Origin of the sequence: Baia soyae (assembly GCF_004341445.1) — a bacterium.
Taxonomy (GTDB): Bacteria; Bacillota; Bacilli; order Thermoactinomycetales; family Thermoactinomycetaceae; genus Baia; species Baia soyae.
In genome coordinates this window covers 68,038-90,260 of record NZ_SLXV01000003.1, presented here as the reverse complement: position 1 = coordinate 90,260, position 22,223 = coordinate 68,038, and the positions used below count along the sequence as shown (strand labels likewise).

21 protein-coding genes and 1 pseudogene are annotated in these 22,223 nt (G+C 42.4%); 4 read left to right on the top strand and 18 right to left on the bottom strand.

Translation table 11 applies throughout. From position 1 onward, the window contains the following. Positions 1–64: 64 nt before the first annotated feature. The 7 genes from EDD57_RS14895 to EDD57_RS01885 form a co-directional block, all read right to left on the bottom strand. Entirely contained in the window at positions 65–196 is a 132-nt protein-coding gene (locus tag EDD57_RS14895) for a hypothetical protein (protein WP_279388925.1), read from the bottom strand. 166 nt (positions 197–362) lie between these two features. Then, the gene (locus tag EDD57_RS01910) at positions 363–1,643 is read right to left on the bottom strand and encodes a helix-turn-helix domain-containing protein (protein WP_131847793.1); all 1,281 of its coding nucleotides are present in this window, start codon (positions 1,641–1,643) and stop codon (positions 363–365) included. Positions 1,644–1,846: 203 nt separating this feature from the next. Continuing rightward, the gene (locus tag EDD57_RS01905; RefSeq protein WP_131847792.1) at positions 1,847–3,133 is read right to left on the bottom strand and encodes an adenylosuccinate synthase; all 1,287 of its coding nucleotides are present in this window, start codon (positions 3,131–3,133) and stop codon (positions 1,847–1,849) included. A gap of 150 nt (positions 3,134–3,283) precedes the next feature. Further along, entirely contained in the window at positions 3,284–4,618 is a 1,335-nt protein-coding gene (dnaB, locus tag EDD57_RS01900) for a replicative DNA helicase (protein ID WP_131847790.1), read from the bottom strand. A gap of 168 nt (positions 4,619–4,786) precedes the next feature. Then, entirely contained in the window at positions 4,787–5,236 is a 450-nt protein-coding gene (gene rplI / locus EDD57_RS01895; protein ID WP_131847788.1) for a 50S ribosomal protein L9, read from the bottom strand. Further along, positions 5,233–7,200 (bottom strand): DHH family phosphoesterase, encoded by a 1,968-nt coding sequence (locus tag EDD57_RS01890; RefSeq protein WP_131847786.1) that lies wholly within the window; start codon positions 7,198–7,200, stop codon positions 5,233–5,235. Before EDD57_RS01890 ends, rplI begins: the two co-directional genes overlap by 4 nt. A gap of 146 nt (positions 7,201–7,346) precedes the next feature. Continuing rightward, positions 7,347–7,658, bottom strand: coding sequence for a MazG-like family protein (locus tag EDD57_RS01885; protein WP_072332140.1), 312 nt, complete (start codon positions 7,656–7,658; stop codon positions 7,347–7,349). Between the two features lie 181 nt (positions 7,659–7,839). Here EDD57_RS01885 and EDD57_RS01880 point away from each other — a divergent pair, with 181 nt between their 5' ends. Beyond that, a complete protein-coding gene (locus EDD57_RS01880; protein ID WP_131847817.1) occupies positions 7,840–8,685 on the top strand; it encodes an alpha/beta fold hydrolase in 846 nt (281 codons plus the stop codon). 6 nt (positions 8,686–8,691) lie between these two features. Here EDD57_RS01880 and rpsR read toward each other — a convergent pair whose 3' ends face one another. The 6 genes from rpsR to EDD57_RS01850 all read right to left on the bottom strand — a co-directional run bounded on the left by rpsR (position 8,692) and on the right by EDD57_RS01850 (position 12,140). Continuing rightward, positions 8,692–8,919 carry a 30S ribosomal protein S18 gene (rpsR, locus tag EDD57_RS01875; protein ID WP_131847784.1) on the bottom strand — a complete coding sequence of 76 codons (228 nt, stop codon included), beginning with the start codon at positions 8,917–8,919 and terminating at the stop codon, positions 8,692–8,694. A gap of 42 nt (positions 8,920–8,961) precedes the next feature. Further along, positions 8,962–9,495: a single-stranded DNA-binding protein gene (gene ssb / locus EDD57_RS01870; protein ID WP_131847782.1), complete on the bottom strand. Its 534-nt coding sequence runs from the start codon at positions 9,493–9,495 to the stop codon at positions 8,962–8,964. Between the two features lie 32 nt (positions 9,496–9,527). Beyond that, entirely contained in the window at positions 9,528–9,818 is a 291-nt protein-coding gene (rpsF, locus tag EDD57_RS01865; protein WP_131847780.1) for a 30S ribosomal protein S6, read from the bottom strand. Between the two features lie 237 nt (positions 9,819–10,055). Further along, positions 10,056–11,156 carry a redox-regulated ATPase YchF gene (gene ychF / locus EDD57_RS01860; RefSeq protein ID WP_131847778.1) on the bottom strand — a complete coding sequence of 367 codons (1,101 nt, stop codon included), beginning with the start codon at positions 11,154–11,156 and terminating at the stop codon, positions 10,056–10,058. Between the two features lie 112 nt (positions 11,157–11,268). Continuing rightward, on the bottom strand, positions 11,269–11,475 hold the full coding sequence (locus EDD57_RS01855) for a DUF951 domain-containing protein (RefSeq protein WP_131847776.1): 207 nt from the start codon (positions 11,473–11,475) through the stop codon (positions 11,269–11,271). A gap of 44 nt (positions 11,476–11,519) precedes the next feature. Then, on the bottom strand, positions 11,520–12,140 hold the full coding sequence (locus EDD57_RS01850; RefSeq protein WP_131847774.1) for a lysophospholipid acyltransferase family protein: 621 nt from the start codon (positions 12,138–12,140) through the stop codon (positions 11,520–11,522). A gap of 136 nt (positions 12,141–12,276) precedes the next feature. Here EDD57_RS01850 and yyaC point away from each other — a divergent pair, with 136 nt between their 5' ends. Continuing rightward, positions 12,277–12,882, top strand: coding sequence for a spore protease YyaC (gene yyaC, locus EDD57_RS01845; protein ID WP_131847773.1), 606 nt, complete (start codon positions 12,277–12,279; stop codon positions 12,880–12,882). Positions 12,883–13,181: 299 nt separating this feature from the next. On the opposite strand, the gene EDD57_RS01840 is transcribed toward yyaC, so the two are convergent. From EDD57_RS01840 to noc, 4 genes and pseudogenes are all read right to left on the bottom strand, one after another. Continuing rightward, entirely contained in the window at positions 13,182–14,051 is an 870-nt protein-coding gene (locus tag EDD57_RS01840) for a ParB/RepB/Spo0J family partition protein (RefSeq protein WP_131847771.1), read from the bottom strand. Continuing rightward, positions 14,044–14,760, bottom strand: a pseudogene (locus EDD57_RS01835) (ParA family protein); the annotation flags it as partial. The pseudogene EDD57_RS01835 and the gene EDD57_RS01840, both read right to left, overlap by 8 nt. A 127-nt stretch (positions 14,761–14,887) precedes the next feature. Then, a complete protein-coding gene (locus EDD57_RS01830) occupies positions 14,888–16,051 on the bottom strand; it encodes a hypothetical protein (RefSeq protein ID WP_131847767.1) in 1,164 nt (387 codons plus the stop codon). Positions 16,052–16,681: 630 nt separating this feature from the next. Then, on the bottom strand, positions 16,682–17,512 hold the full coding sequence (gene noc, locus EDD57_RS01825; protein ID WP_131847765.1) for a nucleoid occlusion protein: 831 nt from the start codon (positions 17,510–17,512) through the stop codon (positions 16,682–16,684). Positions 17,513–17,780: 268 nt separating this feature from the next. Between noc and EDD57_RS01820 the strand changes: the two genes are divergently transcribed. Beyond that, a complete protein-coding gene (locus EDD57_RS01820) occupies positions 17,781–18,977 on the top strand; it encodes a ParM/StbA family protein (protein WP_131847763.1) in 1,197 nt (398 codons plus the stop codon). 772 nt (positions 18,978–19,749) lie between these two features. Continuing rightward, positions 19,750–21,441, top strand: a complete 1,692-nt coding sequence (locus EDD57_RS01815) for a hypothetical protein (protein ID WP_131847761.1) — start codon at positions 19,750–19,752, stop codon at positions 21,439–21,441. 42 nt (positions 21,442–21,483) lie between these two features. Here EDD57_RS01815 and rsmG read toward each other — a convergent pair whose 3' ends face one another. Beyond that, positions 21,484–22,209, bottom strand: a complete 726-nt coding sequence (gene rsmG, locus EDD57_RS01810; protein WP_131847759.1) for a 16S rRNA (guanine(527)-N(7))-methyltransferase RsmG — start codon at positions 22,207–22,209, stop codon at positions 21,484–21,486. Positions 22,210–22,223 lie beyond the last annotated feature (14 nt).

The following is a 22,223-nucleotide window of genomic DNA, read 5'->3' as shown; positions in this document are numbered from 1 at the left end:
TACAGCTACTGTTCTTATATGAAATAGTACGTATCTGAAAGCATATATTTTATAAATAATTGTTTTACGTGCGACCGATGCCTTCAGTAGTGATGGGACCACCGTCACCTTTAGGAGGCTTAATAGTTGTTGTATTTATTCCTACTATTAATGCACAACAAGCTATCATCAATAAAGTATTAGAAACTTTTTTCATAGATATTCATCCTATCTGCTAGTTCGTTTATCTTCTGTCTTCATAATAATGGAGACCCACAGTTTAATGGAACAAGTAAAATACATCAATTTATTTTAGGTAATAACCCTCGGATTTCTAAGAGCATTTAACCAAATGTCTCTAAGCTGACAAATGCCCTCCTTTTTTATAGTGTTCGTTTCTCTTCATATTCCGTGGCCATCATAAAATAATTCGCAGACTTCTTATACGCTCTTCTCTCATAATAGTAACTAGCTATTTGCTTGGCTAACTTTGTAACCAGAATAAACTGCTGGCTCTCAATCCCCAAGATAATAATTCGTTGCATCTCTTTCTCATATCGAGCCTCATCTTGCCGTAGTAGATACGTACCCGCCTTAATAGAGGACAAGTCAATATAAAGAGAAGGGGACTGCTCTGGGTCCACTTCGCTCAGACCTTCATTCAAATAATACTCTACCTTCTCCCACTCTTTTAGCTTTATATACACCTCTACTAATCTCTTATATGTATGGATCCGCTTATCCGCAACATCAAGCTGCTCATAGTACTGTAGGCTTCTTAGATAATACTCGATAGCTACTTCATTGTTTCTTTGCGCTACATGTACTCTTCCTAGATGAAATTCAATGATACCTAGGAAATAGCTATTATTTGGATCAACCATGTCCTTCGCCTTTGTTAAGGATTCAACGGATTTATCCAATTGCTGATTCATGTGGTACTGAATCCCCATTGTAATTAATACACCAGCTATCTGTTCCTGATCGTTTATCTCCAGATACAGATCATAAGCTTTCTGTGCATAGAAAAGACTAACCGTTTGATCAGTTAGAATCTCTTGCTTCGTTACACTTCTATCGAGATAAAAGTTAGCTACCTCCTTACGATTCGTCACATAACCAAGAAGTTCTTCTCGTAAGTCATCATAGTGACTTGCTTTCATATAGTTTTGTTTATTGAAGAACATCGCTCCACACGCGCGATAGTAGTAAAAAAATTCTTCCTCTAAACCCGATTCTACTTGTTCCGATATAAATCTTTGAGATAATTCGTATATCCGATATGCTTCTTCCAAGTCTACATTCAATTTAGAGTAGTAATAGGTCAATATCGTGTATACCTTCAAATGAACACTTGTGGGATATAAATCCGTAGCGTTTAGTCGTAGAAATGATAAATCTTCTTCTATGATATTTTTTTTCTGTTGAAACTGACGATAGATCTCTCCAACTCTCTGTTCTACATCATCAGCCCGTCGTTCCATTAAATCTTCTACTTTCACGCCTAACTTAGGTGCAACGGAGGAAATAAAATTCTGAGATGGTTTCGTGTTCCCATTTTCCACACGACTCAAATATGCAACCGAAGTAATTCCGCCTACAAGTTCCCCTTGTGTCATGCCTTTATGTAAGCGTAATTGCCTGATTCGATCCCCTACTACCATCCTGTCACCTCATATAGAATTAATTATTTTAACTTTTATTTAAAGATTTAATCAAATTAAATGAATATTAGACTGTTTTTTTATTATAGTTCTTTTTGTGTGCTATTTCTATATTTTATCCCATTAGAGGAGCACACCTACATTGTGATAAATGGCTAAAATCAAAAAAGCCGCGCCCCATAGGGCACAGCTTCCTTTTTCATCTACGCATATACAGGACGAACTTGAATCGTTTGATCCCGACCTGGGCCAACAGAGAAGATTGTGAGCGGAATCCCTGTTAGTTGGGTAATCCGTTCCACGTAATGTTGGGTCGCTAGTGGGAGATCGTGGAGCGTTTTTACTTGGGTAATATCTTCGTGCCAGCCTGGGAACTCTTCGTAAACAGGTTCACAGTCAGCGAGGATATCGAGGTCAGCTGGATAGTTCTCCATCAGCTCCCCTTTGTATTTGTAAGCCACACAGATTTTCACGGTGTCGAGACCTGTTAGGACGTCAAGGGAGTTTAAGGATAGCCCTGTAATCCCGCTTACACGACGCGCATGACGTACGACCACACTATCAAACCAACCTACACGGCGAGGTCTGCCTGTAGTCGTTCCGTATTCCCGTCCGATCTCACGAATCTGATCTCCGATCTCATTGTGCAGTTCCGTTGGGAAAGGACCGTCTCCTACGCGGGTAGTGTATGCTTTCGCCACTCCTACCACTTGGTTGATTTTCGTAGGTCCTACACCTGAGCCGATACATACTCCGCCGGCAACTGGGTTAGAGGACGTTACAAATGGATAGGTACCTTGGTCGATGTCTAACATGACACCTTGTGCGCCTTCAAATAGAACCCGCTTCCCTTGGTCGATTGCATCATTTAGTACAACAGAAGTATCCATAATGTAAGGCTTGATTCGCTCGGCAGCCTTCATGTAAGTATCATAAATTTCCTCGAAGCCAAATGGTTCTACCTCATATAGACGTTCGAGAATCCGATTTTTTTCTTCTAGGTTACGTTTTAATTTCTCAGCAAAGCGACTTGGGTTGAGTAGATCTCCGACTCGAATGCCCACGCGTGCTGCTTTATCCATATAAGCAGGGCCAATTCCTTTGCCCGTTGTTCCAATCTTGCTACTACCTTTACTTGTCTCTTCTAGACGATCCAGACGCAAGTGGTACGGCATGATGAGATGAGCACGGTCCGAAATACGTAAGTTCGATAAATCAACTCCGTAACCGACTAGATAATCTAACTCGGTGATCAATGCTTCTGGATGAATCACCATTCCATTCCCTAGAACGCAAATTTTATCTTGATAAAAAATGCCAGAGGGAATCATGTGAAGCTTGTATTTTACACCGCCAAACACAATCGTGTGGCCGGCATTATTACCACCTTGGTAACGAGCCACGGCCTCTGCTTTCTCAGCAAGGAAATCCGTAATCTTCCCTTTTCCTTCATCTCCCCACTGGGTACCTACGACAACAGCTGTTGACATTTTCCATTCCTCCGATCAACTAAAGACAAGTAAGGGTTAAAACGAATCCGTACATATCTGAACGAGAATATTGTATCAGTGACACAAAGAGAATGTCAATAAGAAAACCGAACATTAAGCTGAAAAATAAAACATTCATTCGTTCTTAGTCTAGTTTTTTATCTCTAAACTGAGAAATTTGTTATAGTTTTTGAGGAAAAGAAGTTCTACTTTTCCTACAGGGCCACTCCTTTGTTTCCCGATGATGACTTCCGCCACGTTCTTCTTCTCGGAATCCTCATTATAATAATCATCACGATATAAAAATGCTACAATATCCGCATCTTGCTCGATCGAACCTGATTCACGCAGATCAGATAGCATGGGCCGTTTATCCTGTCGCTGTTCTACAGCACGCGACAACTGGGATAGGGCAATAATCGGACAGTCAAATTCCCGCGCCATCAACTTGAGCGAACGGGAAATCTCTGAGATTTCTTGTTGGCGACTCTCACCATTTCCTCGCCCATTGATCAGCTGAAGATAATCGATGACCACCATTCCAAGGCCATGTTCTGTCTGTAGTCTACGAAGCTTAGAACGAATATCGTGTACCGTTACCCCGGGTGTATCATCAATAAAGACCTTGGCTTCGGACAAAGAGCTTATTGCCATAGTTAGTTTTTCCCAATCTTCCTCATTTAAATTTCCTGTTCGGAAGGCTTGTGCATCTATATTTCCTTCAGCCGAGAGCATCCGCATCACCATTTGCGGAGCAGACATCTCGAGATTAAAGATTGCCACGGTTTCATTTGCTCTTAGCGCCACATTTTGAGCGATATTGAGTGCAAATGCCGTTTTCCCCATCGCAGGACGTGCAGCGACAATAATGAGATCGGATTTGTTAAATCCAGACGTCATTCTATCTAGATCGGTGAACCCAGAAGGAATCCCACGAATCCCCGTACTATTATAGTGAAGCCTTTCGATCTGCTCAAATGACTCTAATAACACATCTTTAATGGGAAGAAATCCACCCTTAATATTCCGCTTAGAAATTTCCAGGATTTTTTTCTCTGCTGTATCGATCAAACTGGAAACTTCTTCTCCCCCACTGTATCCGGACATCGCGATTTGAGTCGCAGTGCGAATGAGTCGACGTAAAACCGCTTTTTCTTCCACGATTTTAGCATAATATTCTACGTTTGCCGCTGTGGGGACAACGGATGCCAGCTCTGTTAGATAGGAGACTCCACCGATTTCATCTAACACTTTTTTATCGGAGAGATCTGCTGTAACGGTTACGAGATCGACTGGCTCTCCCTTTTCGGCAATTTCATTCATCACCTGGAACAATTTCTGATGTCCAGGACGATAGAAGTCCTCTGTTCGTAACCGCTCATTTACCGAGATCAGTACAGAAGGTTCGAGGATAATCGCCCCCAAAACGGCTTGTTCTGCTTCTATATTTTGTGGCGGAAGACGATCTGCAAATAATTCGTTCAAACTATTTTTCCTCCCAACCGACTGAGAAGGCTCCACTCCCTAGTGGGAACAGTGGAGCCTTTCCATTTGTTTCTACAAGTTTGTTGATTATCCTTTATTAGGTGGATACATTGCCCCTAGCCTATTCCTAATCCCTAATGGACTTGGCTTTGGTGCTTCAGCTAGTTTCTATCCTTGTTCTTTTACATGTACTGAAAGGGTAGCTGTTACTTCTGGATGGAGCTTCACAGGCACCTTGGTTACGCCCAGTGTACGAATCGCATCGTCAAGGAGCAGTTTCTTTTTATCAATCTTCATTTGGTGTTGCTTGTTCAACCCTTCGACGATTTGTTTGGTCGAGATTGCCCCGAAAAGACGGCCTTCTTTACCTGATTTTGCAAATAGAACTACTTCTAATGACTCCATTTGGGTAGCAAGCTTTTTTGCATCTTCTAGTAGTTGTGTCTTTTTTACATCGTCTAAGCGTTGTTTTTCTTTCAAGCTATTTACGTTTCCGCTTGTTGCCTCAACTGCTAACTTCCTTGGTAATAGGTAGTTACGGCCATGCCCCTCTGATACTTCTTTTAATTCACCTTTTTTACCTGTTCCTTTTACATCTTCTAATAGAATGACTTTCATGATGTCTCCTCCCCCTCCAGCTGTTCTTGAATTAGGGATTTTAGTATTTGTTTGCACTCTTGAACACTTTTGTGCTCTGGTTGACAGGCAGCATGGGTCAGGTGTCCACCACCGCCCATCTGTTCCATGATCAATTGGACATTTAGATCTCCTTCCGATCTTGCACTAATCGAAACAACTCCTTCTGCTTTATACGCAATCACAAAAGAAGCAGAGATCCCTTGCATATCTAATAGCGTATTAGCTGCTTGAGCGATGAGCAACTGGTCATAAATCAGGCTCTCATCTCCCACTGCGATCGCAATCTTTCCTTGATATAACTCCGTTTCTCGTATGAGTTCTGCACGTTTTACGAACTGGCTCAGGTCCTCTTTTAGTAAGGACTGCACGAACATGAGATCGGCTCCGTGTCTCCGTAAAAAGGCAGCCGCCTCAAAAGTCCTCGATCCAGAGCGAACGGAGAAGTTCTTCGTATCCACCACGATTCCAGAGAGGAGAGCTGATGCTTCCAGCGTATCCATAGTTAAACGATGATCCTGATACTGAAGTAACTCCGTGACTAGTTCACAAGTAGACGATGCGTAGGGCTCTAAGTATACCAGAACGGAATCTTCAACAAAATCCTCCCCACGACGGTGATGGTCTATCACGACCACTTGATCAGCACGTTCGATCAGTCTCTTATCTGTCACTAGACACGGTTTATGTGTATCCACTAGCACAAGGAGGGTGTCTGGATCACCGATCCACTGCATGGCTTGATCCGGAGTGATGAACACTTCGCTTAAGTCCTCGTGCTTCCAAATCTCATCCATTAACTTTTGAATTGCACTTAAATCATCATCTAGAACGATAAGCGCTTCACAATCGTTTAATTCTGCTAATTTTACTACACCAATCGCAGCACCGATCGCATCTAAATCAGGTTGCTTATGTCCCATCACGATCACTCGTTCGCAATCTTGTAGCAGATTACTAATCGCATGAGAAATGACCCTAGCCTTTACCCGATTTCGTTTTTCAACTGCGTTGGTCTTACCTCCAAAAAAGGCAATTTTCTCTTTTGACTGTACAGCAGCTTGATCACCACCACGCGCCAACGCTACTTCGAGTGCGGCTTGTGCATGTTTGGACTTTTCAACGAGCGTTTCTCCCAAGCTAGCGATTCCTAGACTTAGTGTAATAGGGATCTTATTATTTCGCGTCATCTCTCGTACTGTATCCAGTATGTCAAAACGATCATGAATCATGCGGTCCAAGTTCTTTTGAAACATGATAAAAAACATTTTATCGGTATCAATTCGCTTTAGAGCCACTTCATAATGCAAAGCCCATTCTGAAATCGCTTGGAACACCTTACTGATCAAAAGGGTTTCTTCTTGGTCGGATAGCCCCTGCCCCGCCTCATCTATATTGTCCAGATGCAAGAAACCTAAAATCGGCTTCTCTTCTTCGTATTTCTCTTGTAATGATACCCACTTCGTTACTTCTTCTATCAAAAATAAACGTTCAGCACGATGATATATACACGAATAATGTTTATCACCAATCTGAATCATAATTGGATCTGATAGCGAATGTTCCTCCGGATCCAGTTCGGGTAGGTGCTCGGCAATCTTGCTACCGATTAATCTTACCTTGGGAAATAAATTGGATACGAATGGATTATGCCACTGTACCTCTCCCACATGATTGATCAGGATCATGCCAACTGGGAGGTGCTTCACTGCAAGCTGGCCAGCAAATTGAATGCGATCTGTTAACGTTAACAGGTATTGGGATTGTTCTTTTTTTAGTTCGAACTCTGTTTTGTACTGCATGGCAGTCAGGAATCCTACACAGAGTGTGGCAATTGCAACATAGGAAAGCCTTTCTGTAAGAATCCATATGAGGAGTAATACAGTAAGTCCTAATATCCAACTTGTGGATACACTTAGCCATCTATGCAAAAAATTTTTTGGCATTTCCTTTAACTCCTCCAAGCTGGGGTAACACTAATAACCTCATACCTTCTATTTTACCCGAGTTCAGCGGAGCTTCAACTCTTGCGGAGTTATAAATTTGACCAGATTTTGGATTTATTTATAGCTGACCATTTCTCATTCTTATTCTAACGTTTATTAATATATTTCTCCATAGCAGACAAATCGCCATACCACTCTTCCAATTGATGCCCTTCTTTCATATGTTCTCTCAATTTTTGGGTGACCACTTGATCCACTTCACGGTAAGGAATCCCCATCCTTCTGGCTAATACGTAAACAGAAACTAAAATGCTCGAAAGGCTATCTATGATCATTTGTTGATTTGCATAATGGAGGCCCCGAAATAAGCTAGCGATTTGGTCTAGGATTTCTGTTTTTAACCAGTCGACCACTTTAATATTTTTCGCAATATGTATACCTTTTTCTGGTCGGTTCATGGTATTCGCTCCCCTTCTAATTTCTCGTTAGAAGGAATTTCCACATTTCTATGTTATTTCCTGCCTGGTAGGGAAAAACAACTTCTGTATTCTGTAAAATGTAACATTGAATCTGTTGCGTGCAAATAAGATGTATCTATAAGTGACTGTGAGTAGGGACTTGATAATGGAGGCGAATGTATTGGGTTACTATATACACGTAGAGCCAGATGTGAGGATTTATACGGAAGACGTAAATCCCAAGGGAAAACGAACCATTCTCTTTATTCATGGATGGCCTGCAAATCATAATCTATTTGAATATCAATTTAATGATCTTCCTGGATATGATTGTAGATGTATTGGAGTCGATCTTCGTGGCTTTGGGAAATCGGATAAACCTTGGAGGAAGTATAGTTTAAATCGGTTGGCAGATGATATTTACTGTGTAATCAAATCCCTTCAATTACAAGACATCATGTTGGTTGGTCATTCGGTGGGTGGCGCAGTGGCCATTCGGTATATGTCACGACATTGTGGATATCAAGTTTCCAAACTAGCATTACTCGGAGCAGCAGCCCCAAGTGTGGTTCAGCGCCCCAACTTCCCACATGGACTGCCCATTGAGGAAGTGAATCGTCTGATCGAAGGGACATACGAAGATCGTCCAAAAATGTTAGAGCAGTTTGGAACATCCTTTTTCCATCAAAAAATATCCCAACCATTTGCAGAGTGGTTCCTACAAATGGGACTAGAAGCTGCGGGATGGGCTACTGCTAAAGTGGCGAAGACTTTTCGGGATGAAACTTTATTTTCTGATCTATGTGAGATTCATGTCCCCACCCTCATTCTTCACGGCATCCACGATCAGGTGTGTTTGTATCCACTTGCTACTGCTCTTCATAAAGGGATTCCGCACTCCAAACTGGTTCCTTTTGAGCATAGTGGCCATGGGCTAATGTGGGAAGAGAAAGAGAAGCTAAATAAGGAATTAATCAAGTTTATCAACGGAACAAAAAAAACAACCCACGAAATGGATTGTTTTTAGAGATTCCTAGTCGTTTGTATAAGCTAGGAGTGCCATTTGACGAGCACGTTTGATTGCACGAGTCAATTGACGTTGATATTTTGAACTAGTTCCTGTTACACGACGTGGTAAAATCTTACCGCGTTCGCTAACAAACTTACGGAGCAAGTCTGTATCTTTATAGTCGATGTAAGCAACTTTGTTTACTGTGAAGTAACAAACTTTACGACGTTTATGTCCACGACGACGAGCCATTCACATTCCCTCCTGTCCAAAAAAAGTACATTTTATCGTTAACTAGAATGGAAGATCATCATCAGAGAGATCAATTGGCTTACCCTCGTCTTCGAACGGATTATCCGCCTTACGACGACCTTGGGTGCTAGAATTGTTTTGATTCCAGCCACCGCCAAAGTTGTTATTGTTATGATTATTGCTACCGCCGAAGCTTTCACCCGAGTTGCCACCATAAGAAGAATCGCCAAAATCAGAACCGTTACCCTCACGAGTACGATTTGATTCTAAGAACTGAACGCTTTCGGCTATTACCTCTGCGTTACGTACTTTACGGCCTTCTTGGTTTTCATAGACGCTAATTTGTAAGCGGCCATCAACACCAACCAGACGCCCCTTCTTTAGGTAGTTAGCACAGGTTTCTGCTGTACCACGCCATGCAACAATATTGATAAAGTCTACTTCACGTTCTCCTTGCTGATTCGTATAATTACGATTTACAGCTATGGAAAAGCGAGTCACTGCAACCCCAGACTGCGTATAACGCATTTCAGGATCAGCAGTTAATCGACCAATCAAAACAACTCGGTTTACCATGACGCAATCTCTCCCTTGAATCCCTCTAGTATTTATTTTTCATCCATGTTTACAACCATATGGCGGATGATATTTTCATCAATGTTGATTACACGCTCCAACTCAGAAACCATAGTAGCTTCTCCGTTGAAGTTTACAACTGTATAAACACCTTCACGGTATTTATTGATGAGGTAAGCCAAACGACGTTTCCCCATGTCGTCGGTCTTCACAACTTCGCCACCGTTGTTTGTAATCACACCCGCTACTTTCTCACGGGTTGCTTTCACAGCTTCTTCGTCCATATCTGGACGTACGATGTACATCAATTCGTATTTGTGCATTCCGTCTACACCTCCTTCTGGACTTTGCGGCTCTCACATCTAAGGAGAGAGCAAGGGGCGAGCATATTTACTCACGTTAATCCATTCTAGCAAAGCTCAACTATAATAGCAAGCTAGAAGCAATTTCCTATTTTGTGAAACTCCGTTGATGTCTATGGGTAAAATCATATCAAACGTATGTTCGATTGTGAAGTAGTTTGTTAGAAAAAAGGTAGATTTATCCATTTTACATACCTGCTACACATTAAAACGGAAGTTCATCACATCTCCATCATCCACTACATAATCCTTACCTTCTAAACGAAGCAGACCTTTTTCGCGCGCCTGTGCTAAACTTCCAGAGTTGATCAAATCCTCATAAGCAACGGTCTCTGCACGAATGAACCCACGTTCAAAGTCAGTATGAATCACACCCGCCGCTTGTGGAGCTTTCGTACCTTCACGAATGGTCCAAGCCCGTACTTCTTTTTCACCCGCAGTAAAGTACGTGATCAAGCCTAATAAACGATACGCCTCCGTGATCAAACGGTCGAGTCCTGATTGCTCCAAGCCTAGCTCATCTAGGAACATTTTCCGCTCTTCATCATCTAACTCGGCAATCTCAGCCTCTACTTGAGCACTAATCGTGACCACTCCAGCGCCTTCCGATGCTGCGATTTCCTTTACTCGTTGAACGTGTGGATTTCCATCTGGATTGGCAACTTCCTCTTCACTCACATTTGCCGCATAAAGCATGTTTTTCATCGTTAGCAGGTTCAGGCTTTTCACGATCAGCTTCTCTTCAGGGCTTAGGTCTACAGAGCGCGCAGGCTTCCCCTCTTCCAATACAGGAAGTATTTTCGATAATACATCATGCTCTTGAGTAGCCAGTTTCTCGCCACTTTTCTTCTGACGTAAAACGCGATCCATCCGTTTTTCTACTGTCTCCATATCCGCAAATACGAGTTCGAGATTAATCGTTTCCATATCATCCGCTGGATCGATCTTCCCAGATACGTGGGTAATATTCTCGTCTTCAAAGCAGCGCACTACGTGAATAATTGCATCTACTTCGCGAATATGAGAAAGAAACTTATTTCCGAGTCCCTCCCCCTTACTCGCACCTTTCACTAAGCCTGCAATATCTACAAAATGAAAGGAAGTAGGCACAACTCGCTGAGGATTAATCATCTGCTCTAGGCGATCCAACCGTACATCTGGTACATCTACCACTCCTACGTTTGGGTCAATGGTGCAAAATGGATAGTTTGCTGATTCTGCCCCTGCTTGTGTAATCGCATTAAATAATGTGGATTTCCCGACATTCGGGAGACCTACTATTCCTGTCGTCAATGCCATTTATCATTCAACTCCAATTTTCCCGATTCTTTGATTCAACTATCTTATTATAGCGGAAATAATTCATAACAAAAAGCGATTCCCATAGAACCGCCCTCACTTTTGGATATCGTTAGTTTCCTTCTGACTCAGCAGACGTAAGCACCTTTTTCAACTTCTGTTCAAATCTCATTCTAGGCAGCAAGACACTATGTTCACAACCTGTGCATTTGATGCGGATATCCATCCCCATACGGATCACTTTCCAGGCATTTGTCCCGCAAGGATGGGCTTTCTTCATCTCTACCACATCGCCTAACCCAAATTCTTTTCGTTGCAAGAAAGTTCCCCACTCTCCATTTTAAAATCATCTACGTATACAACTTAATCCATTTGCTCAATCGACTTCCGTAAGTCCAGTAGTGTTTGCAAAATTTGTTGCGAGAGATATTCTTGCCTCTCCCGAAAGGTTCCTGCTTCTGGGACCAAAATCAAATCTCCAATAATGATCCGAATCTTACTAGGTCTGATCCAAATCTTCCCTACAGGTAACGCCTTTTCGCTACCTGACAGATAAATAGGGACCACAGGGGCATTGGCCTTTATGGACAAGAAAGCAGCACCTTGTTTTACTTCTTGGAGAGGGGCTACATCCTCACGAATTCCACCCTCCGGAAAAAGACCCACCAATTTTTTTTCCTCTAAATAACGCAAAGCGGTTCGGATCGCTTGAATATCTGCTTTCTCTCGATTAACAGGAAATGCCTGGAATATATCCAGGAAAAACTTTGTGATTCGAAATCTCCATGCTTCTGCTTTCGCCATAAAATGAACATGGCGCGGTAACATAGAGCCAATATAAAAAGGATCGATATAACTAATATGATTGCCAACGATAAGTGCGGCCCCTTCGCGGGGGAACTTTTCCATTCCTATTACTTCCACACGATGATATAAACGGAGGAACATTCGAATCACCCATTTTAATAGAGATGATGTTCGCATCTAAGCATCCTCCTTCCATAGAGATTGTATCTTACATCTTATCTTACCCACTCTACAAATCTCTCAATCTGTAGGTATAAACCTCTCAAAATATCCGTATACTGTAACATCAATATATTCTGAGAGGACGCTGGTGATGAAAGAATCATCTAACCAAATTAAAACTCTTTCTCCATTTCGCATCTCTTATCAAGATTCTAGCGCTCTACACAATTGCACTCATTCCCTTTATCAACATCTCTTACAACTCTCGCATGGACGTGAAATCGTCTGTGTTTGTATCGGTACAGATCGATCAACAGGAGATTCACTCGGACCCCTTGTTGGCTCTATCCTACAGAAAAAACGATTTCATGATATAGGGGCTGTCTATGGAACGCTTGACGAACCTGTTCATGCTCTCAACTTAGCTAGTACAGTAGAAATGATTCAACAGCACCACCCAGATAACTTTATTATCGCCATTGATGCATGTCTAGGACAATTAAAAAATGTGGGTGCTATACAGGTTTCTCAAGGCTCTATCAAGCCCGGAGCAGGTGTTAATAAAGACCTGCCAGAGATAGGGAACCTTTCGATTACTGGTATTGTGAACGTGTCTGGCTTTATGGAATACCTTGTCCTACAAAATACTCGCTTAAGTCTTGTGATGAATATGGCAGAGATTATTGCGGGGAGTATTCAGCAATCGATTCACCTGGTCCGAAATGCGGAGTTAGACCGTGCACAACCTTATGTATAATGTACCCTTAGTGGACAAAGATAACAAACAACCCTGATCTTCGTGTGAGATTCGTTTTCACATGAAGTTGGGGTTGTTTGTGTTAGGTTGCTCTGCTTAAGGAATCTATGTCCAGTGTTCAAAGGCAAGAACTTTAGATTATCTATTAGATGGAGCGCCCGGGGCATATATCTATCCACAGCTTAAATAGTGAGCCTACGAGGATGTGGAAAGCAAGTCCACTTCTCTGCAGGATCGGTATTGAGCAGTGATTGAATAGACTCTCCGGACCTTGATCACCCAATATCTGCTTATCTACCCTATAAAATCCGATCTTGTTGCAGTAACTCCACGATCCGCTCCAGTTCTCGCTCAGAGTAGTATTCGATCTCAATCTTACCTTTTCTGCGACCTGGACGAATCTTAACAGATGTACTAAAAATCTCTTGGAGTACACCTTCAAAACGTCTCATCTCGGGGGAAAGCTCCTGTTCCTGCTTTGCCTTCTCTGTCTTTGGACTCCCCTTCTGATTCAGCCGCTGGATCCACTCTTCTAGTTGACGAACGTTGGTCTCTTCTTCGATCACTTTCTTCGAGAGCCTCTTTTGTAAGTCCGAATCTTTGACTCCTAAAAGCGCTCTGGCATGACCCATGGACAATGTTCCACGTGAAACATTGTCTTGAATCTCCGCGGGGAGCTGTAGAAGACGGATGAAATTGGTAACATGTGACCGACTTACGCCCACTCGCTCTGACAATTGCTCTTGCGTTAAATGCAAGTGTTGAAGCAATTTTTGATACGCCATCGCCACCTCGATCGGGTTTAAGTCCTCTCTCTGCAGGTTTTCTACCAGCGCAATTTCCATCATTTCATTGTCTGTATAATCCCTGACGACAACTGGGACTTTCTCTAAGCCTACCTGCTTCGCCGCACGAAACCGTCGTTCTCCTGCTACAATCTCATATCCACGAATGCTTTTTCGTACAATCAAGGGCTGGATAATCCCATGTTGTTTCACTGATTCCGCTAATTCATTCAAAGAACCATCTTCATCAAAGTGCTTTCGCGGTTGATATGGATTGGCACGTAATTCAAGTACTTCTACTTCTTTTACAAGATCATCGTCACGAACATCAGCGTCTGTGTTGAGAAAAAGTGCGTTTAACCCTTTACCTAAGCCTTTACTCACTTCTCGCCACTTCCTTTGCTAATTGCATATAGCATTCAGCGCCTTTCGATCTTGGATCATAAGCAATGATAGATTTACCATAACTTGGCGCCTCCGATAAACGAACATTACGAGGGATAACGGTCTCGTACACTCTGGATTGGAAGTATTTTTTTACCTCTTCCATCACCTGAACGGACAAGTTGGTTCGGGCATCGAACATGGTCAGAAGAACTCCCTCTACCTCCAGATTCCGATTCAGATGTTTTTGCACGAGACGAACCGTATTAAGCAATTGTCCTAGCCCTTCTAATGCGTAAAACTCACACTGAATCGGGATGATAACCGACTCTGCGGCAGTTAGCGCATTTAGCGTAATAATACCCAATGATGGTGGACAATCGATAAAGATATAATCAAATTCATTCTTACAGGTTTGCAGGGCTCGTTTGAGCCTTAATTCCCTCGAAATGGCCTGTCCCAATTCAATCTCTGCACCCGCTAATTGAATCGTTGCTGGGATCAAATGAAAGTTATCAACGCCTGTTGGTAGGATTACTTCTTCAACAGAGCGATCATTAATCAAAACATCATATACACAATGCTTCACGTCGGCTTTGTTAATGCCTAGCCCGCTTGTGGTATTTCCTTGCGGATCAATATCTACTATTAAAATTTTCTTGCCTATCGCCGCCAAACATGCTGCCAAATTTATAGAGGTTGTAGTTTTGTAGGGTAGAAGGTAGACGCCTTGCCAATAAGCAGGTCTCCCACCAACCCCCTCCGAACCGTACGTACACCTTTCGGCATATACGGCTCTCCAGTTATCACAGAATCAAACAAGACGAAAATGAAAATTAACGTGGATCATACTGGGCGAACCGCTCCCCATCCCTGGCCCGAAGAACCCTCTTCTCTTTTGTTCCATATCGATTTAATGTCTTTTTAACCGAACTCTTTTCTTTCGCTGCGATGGTTTTACATAAGCTGACAAAATGTATATCACAGAATCGGTCCCTCTGTTTCGGAAAATACTTCTTAGCCTCTGTATGAGTATCAAATAATTGCAAATCACGACAATACAACTCTATAATCTGTGGAATAGATAAATGAATTCGATTGGAAACATGACAGGCTCTCCCGCTTTTCGTAAAGGACTTTATCCAGTGCCAACATTCCTCTTCTGCTATGTAAACCTTCCACTTCTGATGGTTCCTCTGCCAAGCAATCTGATAGGGGCCGATCACTCTCTTCCCTTTACGCTCCGGATCATTTACAACAATCGGTAGCTTATGCTGATCACACACCGATTGCAAGCGCTGTTGATATCTTTTCACTTCCGAAAATGGTGCATCTACAAATATATGAACCTGCGAATGAATCCGAATATAAAACGTGTCCATTCCAAGAAGCATACGTTGCACAAGTGTGTCAATCGCCTTATGTAGTGTAAAAGAAAATGGCTGTACTCCGTAACGCTCATATTCTGAATGTGGATGGAGCCACTTTTGGCTATGACATCTTCGGACCAACTCTAACCATCGACCATCTTGACATCGCACCTTTAGTAGCGTTCGGCAATGTTCCCACGAATCCATTAGGTCAAAGGGTATCGAAAATGAAATCAACCACTTATTGGTAGCATTTCGCAATGTCCTCCCTAATTCACGAAAATCATGATGTTTCATAGAAGTTCCCTGATCCATCACAAACTGATTTTCATGTACTGGAAATAGAGCCTGATGACATACTTGAAGAATTTTCATAACCGTCATCTCAGGAAACAACGTTTGCCCTTCCATGTTCCTATGTGGATGCCAACACTCCGATTGAATCAAATGGTACCAGTCGTCCCATTGATAAGCTCCGAGGGGATTCGGTACGGACTCCCCTGATGATTTCCAACCATAGGAGTAAACATCCGGATTATACAGGATTCGATACAGTCGATTAAATTGGAAATTTTCGTCTTGTCTTGCTTTCTGTTTGATCAGAGATAGCACTAGTTCGGCCGATTGCATTCCGCATACCTCACTTTATCCCTGTAATCTGATAACCTGCCTTCCTTCGCCATGTAACCGTCTTTCTCGATCTCAGACTACTATGAAGGCTCCGACGCCATGGGAAACATTATCTTCCTTTAGGCCTCTCCGTTTTAGTTTCATAGAGCTATCTGAGTAACGTAGGTTCTCCGTTCGCTTCTTTCTCAATCCATTGATTGATTGGGAGATCGTAGAGAGTACATCGACTATGGGTAACGGTCTCTGTAACCATCTCATATGCAGTTATTTTCTCTGCATATCCCCAGTGGCAGGGCCTCAAAGCTAGAGTTCAAGCAGTGTAGCTTTAACCATATCACTCCATGGTGTCGCAAGTTCTCACAACTCACTTTTTGGGCATGCGATGTTCCCTGTCCAGTTTCCCTTCCAGGTAAGCCCAATCACCAGTAGGACTTCTCTCTAGTCCTACACCTTTCTGGTATCTCTATGAGACCTGTACGGACGCACACCCACTCCACCTTTTTGATTGGCGATAGCAATGATTTTACCCATACAATCACCTCATTCTAAGAAACTTCCCACTCATCATATCGAACATAAGCGTTATAAGTAAAGCTTGTATGATCTTGTCGAATCCACAGCGTACATACATTAAGCATGCACGGGTTGCTTGGGAATCCGTATCACAACCTCATAAAAATCATCATGTTCGTTCTCTTCTGTGGATATTTCCATCCCTGTTTGCTTCACTAGATCAATCGATTGTCTAATCGTGTTTACAGCAAGCCTGAGATCTCGTGTATAACTCTTGCGTCGTAACTGCTTTTGTTCCATTTCATTTGCTTCCATCAGCTTCTTGATCTTTTCCTCTGACTGCTTTACATTTAATTCTTTTTGGATAATCTCTTCCAACATGGATAAAATAAGAGCTTCTTCTTTTAGCGTCAATAAGGCTCTAGCGTGTCTTTCTGTGATGGTTCGTTTTAACAACTCGTTTTGAACTTGTGTTGGTAATTGGAGTAGCCGAATTTTATTGGCAATAGTGGATTGCCCTTTTCCTAATTTCTGAGCTAACTCCTCTTGCGTAAGAGATTGGATCTCGATCAAGTTTTGATAAGCCCTTGCTTCTTCAATCACTGTTAAATTCTCACGTTGTAAATTTTCAATGAGTGAAGCAGATGCGGCTTGATGATCTGACATGTCTTTAATAATAGCTGGAATAGTAGGAAGACCTAAGCGAAGAACCGCCCTCCATCTTCTCTCCCCCGCAATAATTTCATAACCTTTCTGCTTTCTTCTGACCACAATAGGTTGAATAATACCATGTTGCTGAATCGTCAGGCACAGTTCATCCAACCGTTCATCCTCAAATATAGTACGCGGTTGATAAGGACTGACAGAAATCTCTGCTACTGATATATCCTTCATTTGCTCCGTTATCTTCTCTGATAAGCCAAAGAAGCGAGTAAAAGGCTCCTTCATACACTCACCACCTGCGCCTTCCTATGAATAATAAATTGGGAGGGATTGGTATACATTTCGCTACATGTTAGAAACTACCTGCTAAAAAAGAAAAAATAAGCCCTCATATGTTTCACGTGAAACATATGATTTTATTATTGGACTGTTCTAATAAAATGGTTTCTATCTAGAAAATGTGAAAAACAACGAAATATGATTGACCCTTTCATTCTGCACTTGATAGAATCGTTGGAGAGAAGAATTTCATCCAAAAATAGGAGGAATACATATGAATTCACCAGTTTATATAGGTAATGATCAAGGATACTATGGAACGAAAGTAGTATCTAAATCTAACGGAAAATTCTATAAAATGTTTATTCGTAACATGGTAGTACCGAACCGAGTGGGGGAAATTACATACAACAATGACCCTCATAACATCATGTATCGAGAGCGTGAAGGGGATCGCGAGTGGTTCTGCGGGAAGCTTGCAGTTGAACAGTCTGGGGATGACGAATTATTTGACTCCCATAAGCGCCGTCTATTTAGTCCAACTTGGTTTCGCGAACAAGAGTATCAAATTATGTTCCGCGTCAGTACAGGACTCATGCTTCAAGGTAGTAACGAACCTGTTGTATCTGTAGCCCTACCAACAGATAGCTATATTGATTATAAAGAAGAGTTAAAACGTCGCCTGATCGGACGTCATAGCTTCGAAGTGAAACAAGGAAATCTACCTTGGCGTCGAATTGAATTTGAAATCAAGAAAGAAAATCTCTATGTAATCAGCCAACCGATGGCTACTCTCTTCCACATCGCGCTTGATCGTGATGGAAAGTTGCTGAATGAAGATCTCTTTATCCAAAAAGTAAGTATTAACGATCTTGGTTTCGGTACATCTGACATTGAGACATTGCACGGAGAAACCATTATCAAACGACAAAGCTTTACTTCCCGCCATGCCATGCTAAACGTATACACCCTCCTCTCCAAACGTTTACTAGAGTTTACCCGCGGGATCGATCCGGAGAACAACGGAAAAGAGTATCCGATTTGGAGCTTGCCTCGCATCGTTCGCTCTGGCGAGATCAGTTTTAAAGGGAAAACGCATGATATTAGCGACATCGTAAACGAATCTATTCGCGAAGTAGGGGAAGCATTGGTAGAAGAAGTTTGGCAACGCCTAGACTTTGGGGATGATATCACATACATCATCCTAACCGGAGGCGCGTCCATTCCATTTAAGCCGTTCTACCGCGAACGCTTTGGCGATAAGTTGATTTTTGCCGAGGACTACGGCATTGATGCGCAATTTGCCAATGGATTTGGTCTCTGCAAATTCTCTCAATCCAAGTCAAAAGCCCAACCAGTCAAAGATTTACTAGAAGCCGCTGCTACCATTCAACAAGAGTTTACTGTTCCAGATCATCTAAGTGAAAAAGGTGCAAAGAAGAAAGTCGTAGCTGTACCGACAAAGAAATAGGGCCCTTTTATGCAAACGACCTCCCGTGATACTTGTGGGAAGGTCGTTTGTTCTCTTTATAGGCTAAAGTATTTGATTACGAGTCCCAAATAGGAAAATACATTTTTTAAATACTAATCCAATTGATGATTCCAATATTGCGTGATCGAGGGCAGGAGAGTCTGTCCAATCACTGCTCAAATACTGATCCAGCAGAGAAGTAGAGCTGTCCGCTTCGCAATCCTCCGCTAGGGCAGAACGCGGGGACATGTTGCACCAAAACGCCCTACACTACGGACCGCTACGCTAAGTAGGATCGCTAACATCGCAACAATTGAACAGACTCTCCCTCCCCTTCATCCCCATCACTGGTTAATCAAAGGCTTAGAAGCAAAAACCTTAATAAAAGGGAGCAGATACATGCCATGAACTTCCTCACAAACTAAGAGCTATGAATCAGTAGTAGATTTATTATCTAAAACTTATCTAAAACCTCCTAACCTGACTAGTACACTCAACAGACTAGGGGCTATGGATCTGCCCACAGCGATGTTAGTGAGCCTACTTAGCGAAGAAGGGCGTAGCGGACACCTCCACTTCCTCGCTGGCTCACTATTTGAGCTGTGGGCAGATTCATAGCCCTGGGACTGCTTCAGTAACAGATTTGTCATCTATCATCCTAAAAAATCAAGCAAACATAATAGTTTTATCTAGAAATGACTTGTAAAAAGAGAGATAATAAACTATATAATTATAACCCGACTGCAATCATCCAAAAGAAGGAGGGAAAGATATGTCTCACTTAGAACAATATGACGTGATAATTCTAGGATCGAGAGAAAAAGCTGAACAGGCAATCCGAGCTAGCGAACAACAGGGTCAGAAGGTTCTCTTGATCGATTTAGACCTGCACGTTACGACATCGTTGATTTGTCAAGAAACCCTTTCTTCCAATACATCGCTAAGTAAAGACCACAAAATTGTGGCTCATAAACAAGAAGTACATACCCCACTCCATAAAACAACTACATTCGTCTTTCAAACCGAATTGGTTACTATGGAACAAGTATCATATGACGAGGCGACAGAAGATATTTTCTTATCAGACGAAGACCTTACTTCATTTGGTGAGCCAGATGTAGTGCCCACACAGCCTACTGTCTCATTAGGTTATATAGAAGTGAATGATGATTTAGAATTAAAGGTCGAAGATGATTATTTTGATCCGATCGAAGAATTTGATCCCACTCTAGAGGCAAGCTCGATAGAGGTCCTTTCAGAATCGGAATCCCAGCCAGTGATCCCAGAGACTGATTCCTCACTCAAACAGCCTGAGGATCAGCCAGCTCTTTTCCAGCAAGAGGAGCCCTCAATAATAGAAGATCAGGATGATTCGATTTCAGCTACTAAAAACCAACCAGAATCGATTTTACCTAGTCTCCTCTGGAATCGGGAAAATTCGCTCAAAGATCGTCTCACTAGAGAAAACTCGGTGACTCCAGCGGTGCTACAAAGTTCCCTTACTAGTCATTTGTTCGAACGGATTCAACAACCTGATCAAAAAACGCAAGCTGACCTTAATACCGATTTAGGGGAATCCCGCCCTTCGAAAGTGGAGCCAGATACATCCGTTGAATCAGAATCAATACCAGACCTAGAACTCACCACAGCGGAGCATGAATCGATGGAAATGGAAACCCCATCAGAGTCATTAGAGGATACAAATCAGGACCATGACACCGAATTTGTGTTTTCTTTTCAGGAAGCATCGAAGGAACCAAATCGTGCCTATAAAGAGCGTGATATTCGCTTACGGAAAAAGTTTTCTCAGTCTAGATCACGGAATTCCTCTCCCGACCCATTTGATTTCTTTTCCAAAGAGACGGAACCCGTATCCGGTGGAAATGAATCCGTCGAACCAGTCGAGGTTGAAGCTTCCAAACCATTGAAAACATCCAAATTGGTTTCTCTTACCCTCTTGGAAAAGCCAAAAGATACCCAGACCCATACGACAACCCCTCTAGAAGATGAACCAGTAACGACGGACACTCCATTTGCTCCTAGAAGGCGTTCTCGGACACAAAAGAAAAGTAGACTGTTCCAGAATATTGATCTAAATGCGAGTAAGGACTCATCAAAGGAACCGAAAAAAAAGAGTCTGGAGACAAAGGGTGACAACTCCCCTTTTGATCTATTCTCCTTCTCACCTGAAGGCGATCTTAGCACAGGCAAGAGTAGTCATCATGTTGATAAAAAGCTTCTCCATGAGAAGGAGAATGACTTAAACCCATTTACTCCGCAGCAGCAAAACAATGGATTAAAAGCCGATGAAATTGAGTTTGAAGACGCCTATGGATATAACTCATGGGAGGAATTCCTCACTCCTATTTCCCAGAACAATCGCAAACGGCAAGAGCTGGATCAAATCGAAAAACGAAAGCTTGCTCTGCGTGGGTTGCACAACTTAATTGATAATCTTGGATAAGCAAAAAGCGAATTCCTACCCAACGATAGGATTCGCTTTTTTCTATACAATCGGCTGTTTTACCGGTGTACCTGCTTTTCGTGGATACGCTTTCGGGGTATGATCCCGTTTGGTTAAATTCACCAGATGACGGCTTCCCATCTCGTCGGGTAGTGTAAGTTTTTGTACTTCCACTTGGTTCTTACCTAAGACGTGAAGGGCACGCTTCGCTTCCACTACTTCCTCATCAACTGCAGAACCCTTCATCGCGATAAAACTTCCACCTACTTTTACAAAGGGCAGACAATATTCAGCGATGACATTTAGCTTCGCTACGGCCCGGGCAGTGGCTAGGTCAAACATCTGACGATACTCTTTTTGGTGCGCAAAGTCCTCAGCTCTCCCATGTATACAAGTTACATTTTGTAGGCCAAGCTCCCCTGCTATTTGCTCGAGAAACTGAATCCGCTTGCGTGAAGAGTCTAACAGTACCACTTTCCAGTCTGGATTGGCAATTTTAAGAGGGATTCCTGGGAAGCCTGCTCCTGTTCCTACATCGATCATGCGGAGGGCGGATCTCCCCTTCTCTCCTAGTTGCAACATCAGGGTAAGGGAGTCGTAGAAGTGCTTGACATACACTTCCCTCTCCTCTGTGATTCCCGTCAAATTCATCACTTTATTGGTTTCGACTAGTAGATGAAAATACTGATCAAACTGCTTTAACTGTGTCTCATCGAGGTGAATTCCCCATGGCTTCACTGTTTCTTGTAACCACAATCCCTGCTCCAAACAAAATCCTCCCT

Bases quoted from the DNA above. Each gene is read 5' to 3' on its own strand.
- ychF (WP_131847778.1), bottom strand. From the start codon at position 11,156: ATGGCATTGACGACAGGAATAGTAGGTCTCCCGAATGTCGGGAAATCC.
- EDD57_RS01910 (WP_131847793.1), bottom strand. From the start codon at position 1,643: ATGGTAGTAGGGGATCGAATCAGGCAATTACGCTTACATAAAGGCATG.
- EDD57_RS01905 (WP_131847792.1), bottom strand. From the start codon at position 3,133: ATGTCAACAGCTGTTGTCGTAGGTACCCAGTGGGGAGATGAAGGAAAA.
- EDD57_RS01885 (WP_072332140.1), bottom strand. From the start codon at position 7,658: ATGAACCGACCAGAAAAAGGTATACATATTGCGAAAAATATTAAAGTG.
- EDD57_RS01815 (WP_131847761.1), top strand. From the start codon at position 19,750: ATGTCTCACTTAGAACAATATGACGTGATAATTCTAGGATCGAGAGAA.
- EDD57_RS14895 (WP_279388925.1), bottom strand. From the start codon at position 196: ATGAAAAAAGTTTCTAATACTTTATTGATGATAGCTTGTTGTGCATTA.
- noc (WP_131847765.1), bottom strand. From the start codon at position 17,512: ATGAAGGAGCCTTTTACTCGCTTCTTTGGCTTATCAGAGAAGATAACG.
- ssb (WP_131847782.1), bottom strand. From the start codon at position 9,495: ATGGTAAACCGAGTTGTTTTGATTGGTCGATTAACTGCTGATCCTGAA.
- yyaC (WP_131847773.1), top strand. From the start codon at position 12,277: ATGAAAGAATCATCTAACCAAATTAAAACTCTTTCTCCATTTCGCATC.
- rpsF (WP_131847780.1), bottom strand. From the start codon at position 9,818: ATGCACAAATACGAATTGATGTACATCGTACGTCCAGATATGGACGAA.
- EDD57_RS01830 (WP_131847767.1), bottom strand. From the start codon at position 16,051: ATGCAATCGGCCGAACTAGTGCTATCTCTGATCAAACAGAAAGCAAGA.
- rpsR (WP_131847784.1), bottom strand. From the start codon at position 8,919: ATGGCTCGTCGTCGTGGACATAAACGTCGTAAAGTTTGTTACTTCACA.
- EDD57_RS01820 (WP_131847763.1), top strand. From the start codon at position 17,781: ATGAATTCACCAGTTTATATAGGTAATGATCAAGGATACTATGGAACG.
- EDD57_RS01850 (WP_131847774.1), bottom strand. From the start codon at position 12,140: ATGCGAACATCATCTCTATTAAAATGGGTGATTCGAATGTTCCTCCGT.
- EDD57_RS01890 (WP_131847786.1), bottom strand. From the start codon at position 7,200: ATGCCAAAAAATTTTTTGCATAGATGGCTAAGTGTATCCACAAGTTGG.
- rplI (WP_131847788.1), bottom strand. From the start codon at position 5,236: ATGAAAGTCATTCTATTAGAAGATGTAAAAGGAACAGGTAAAAAAGGT.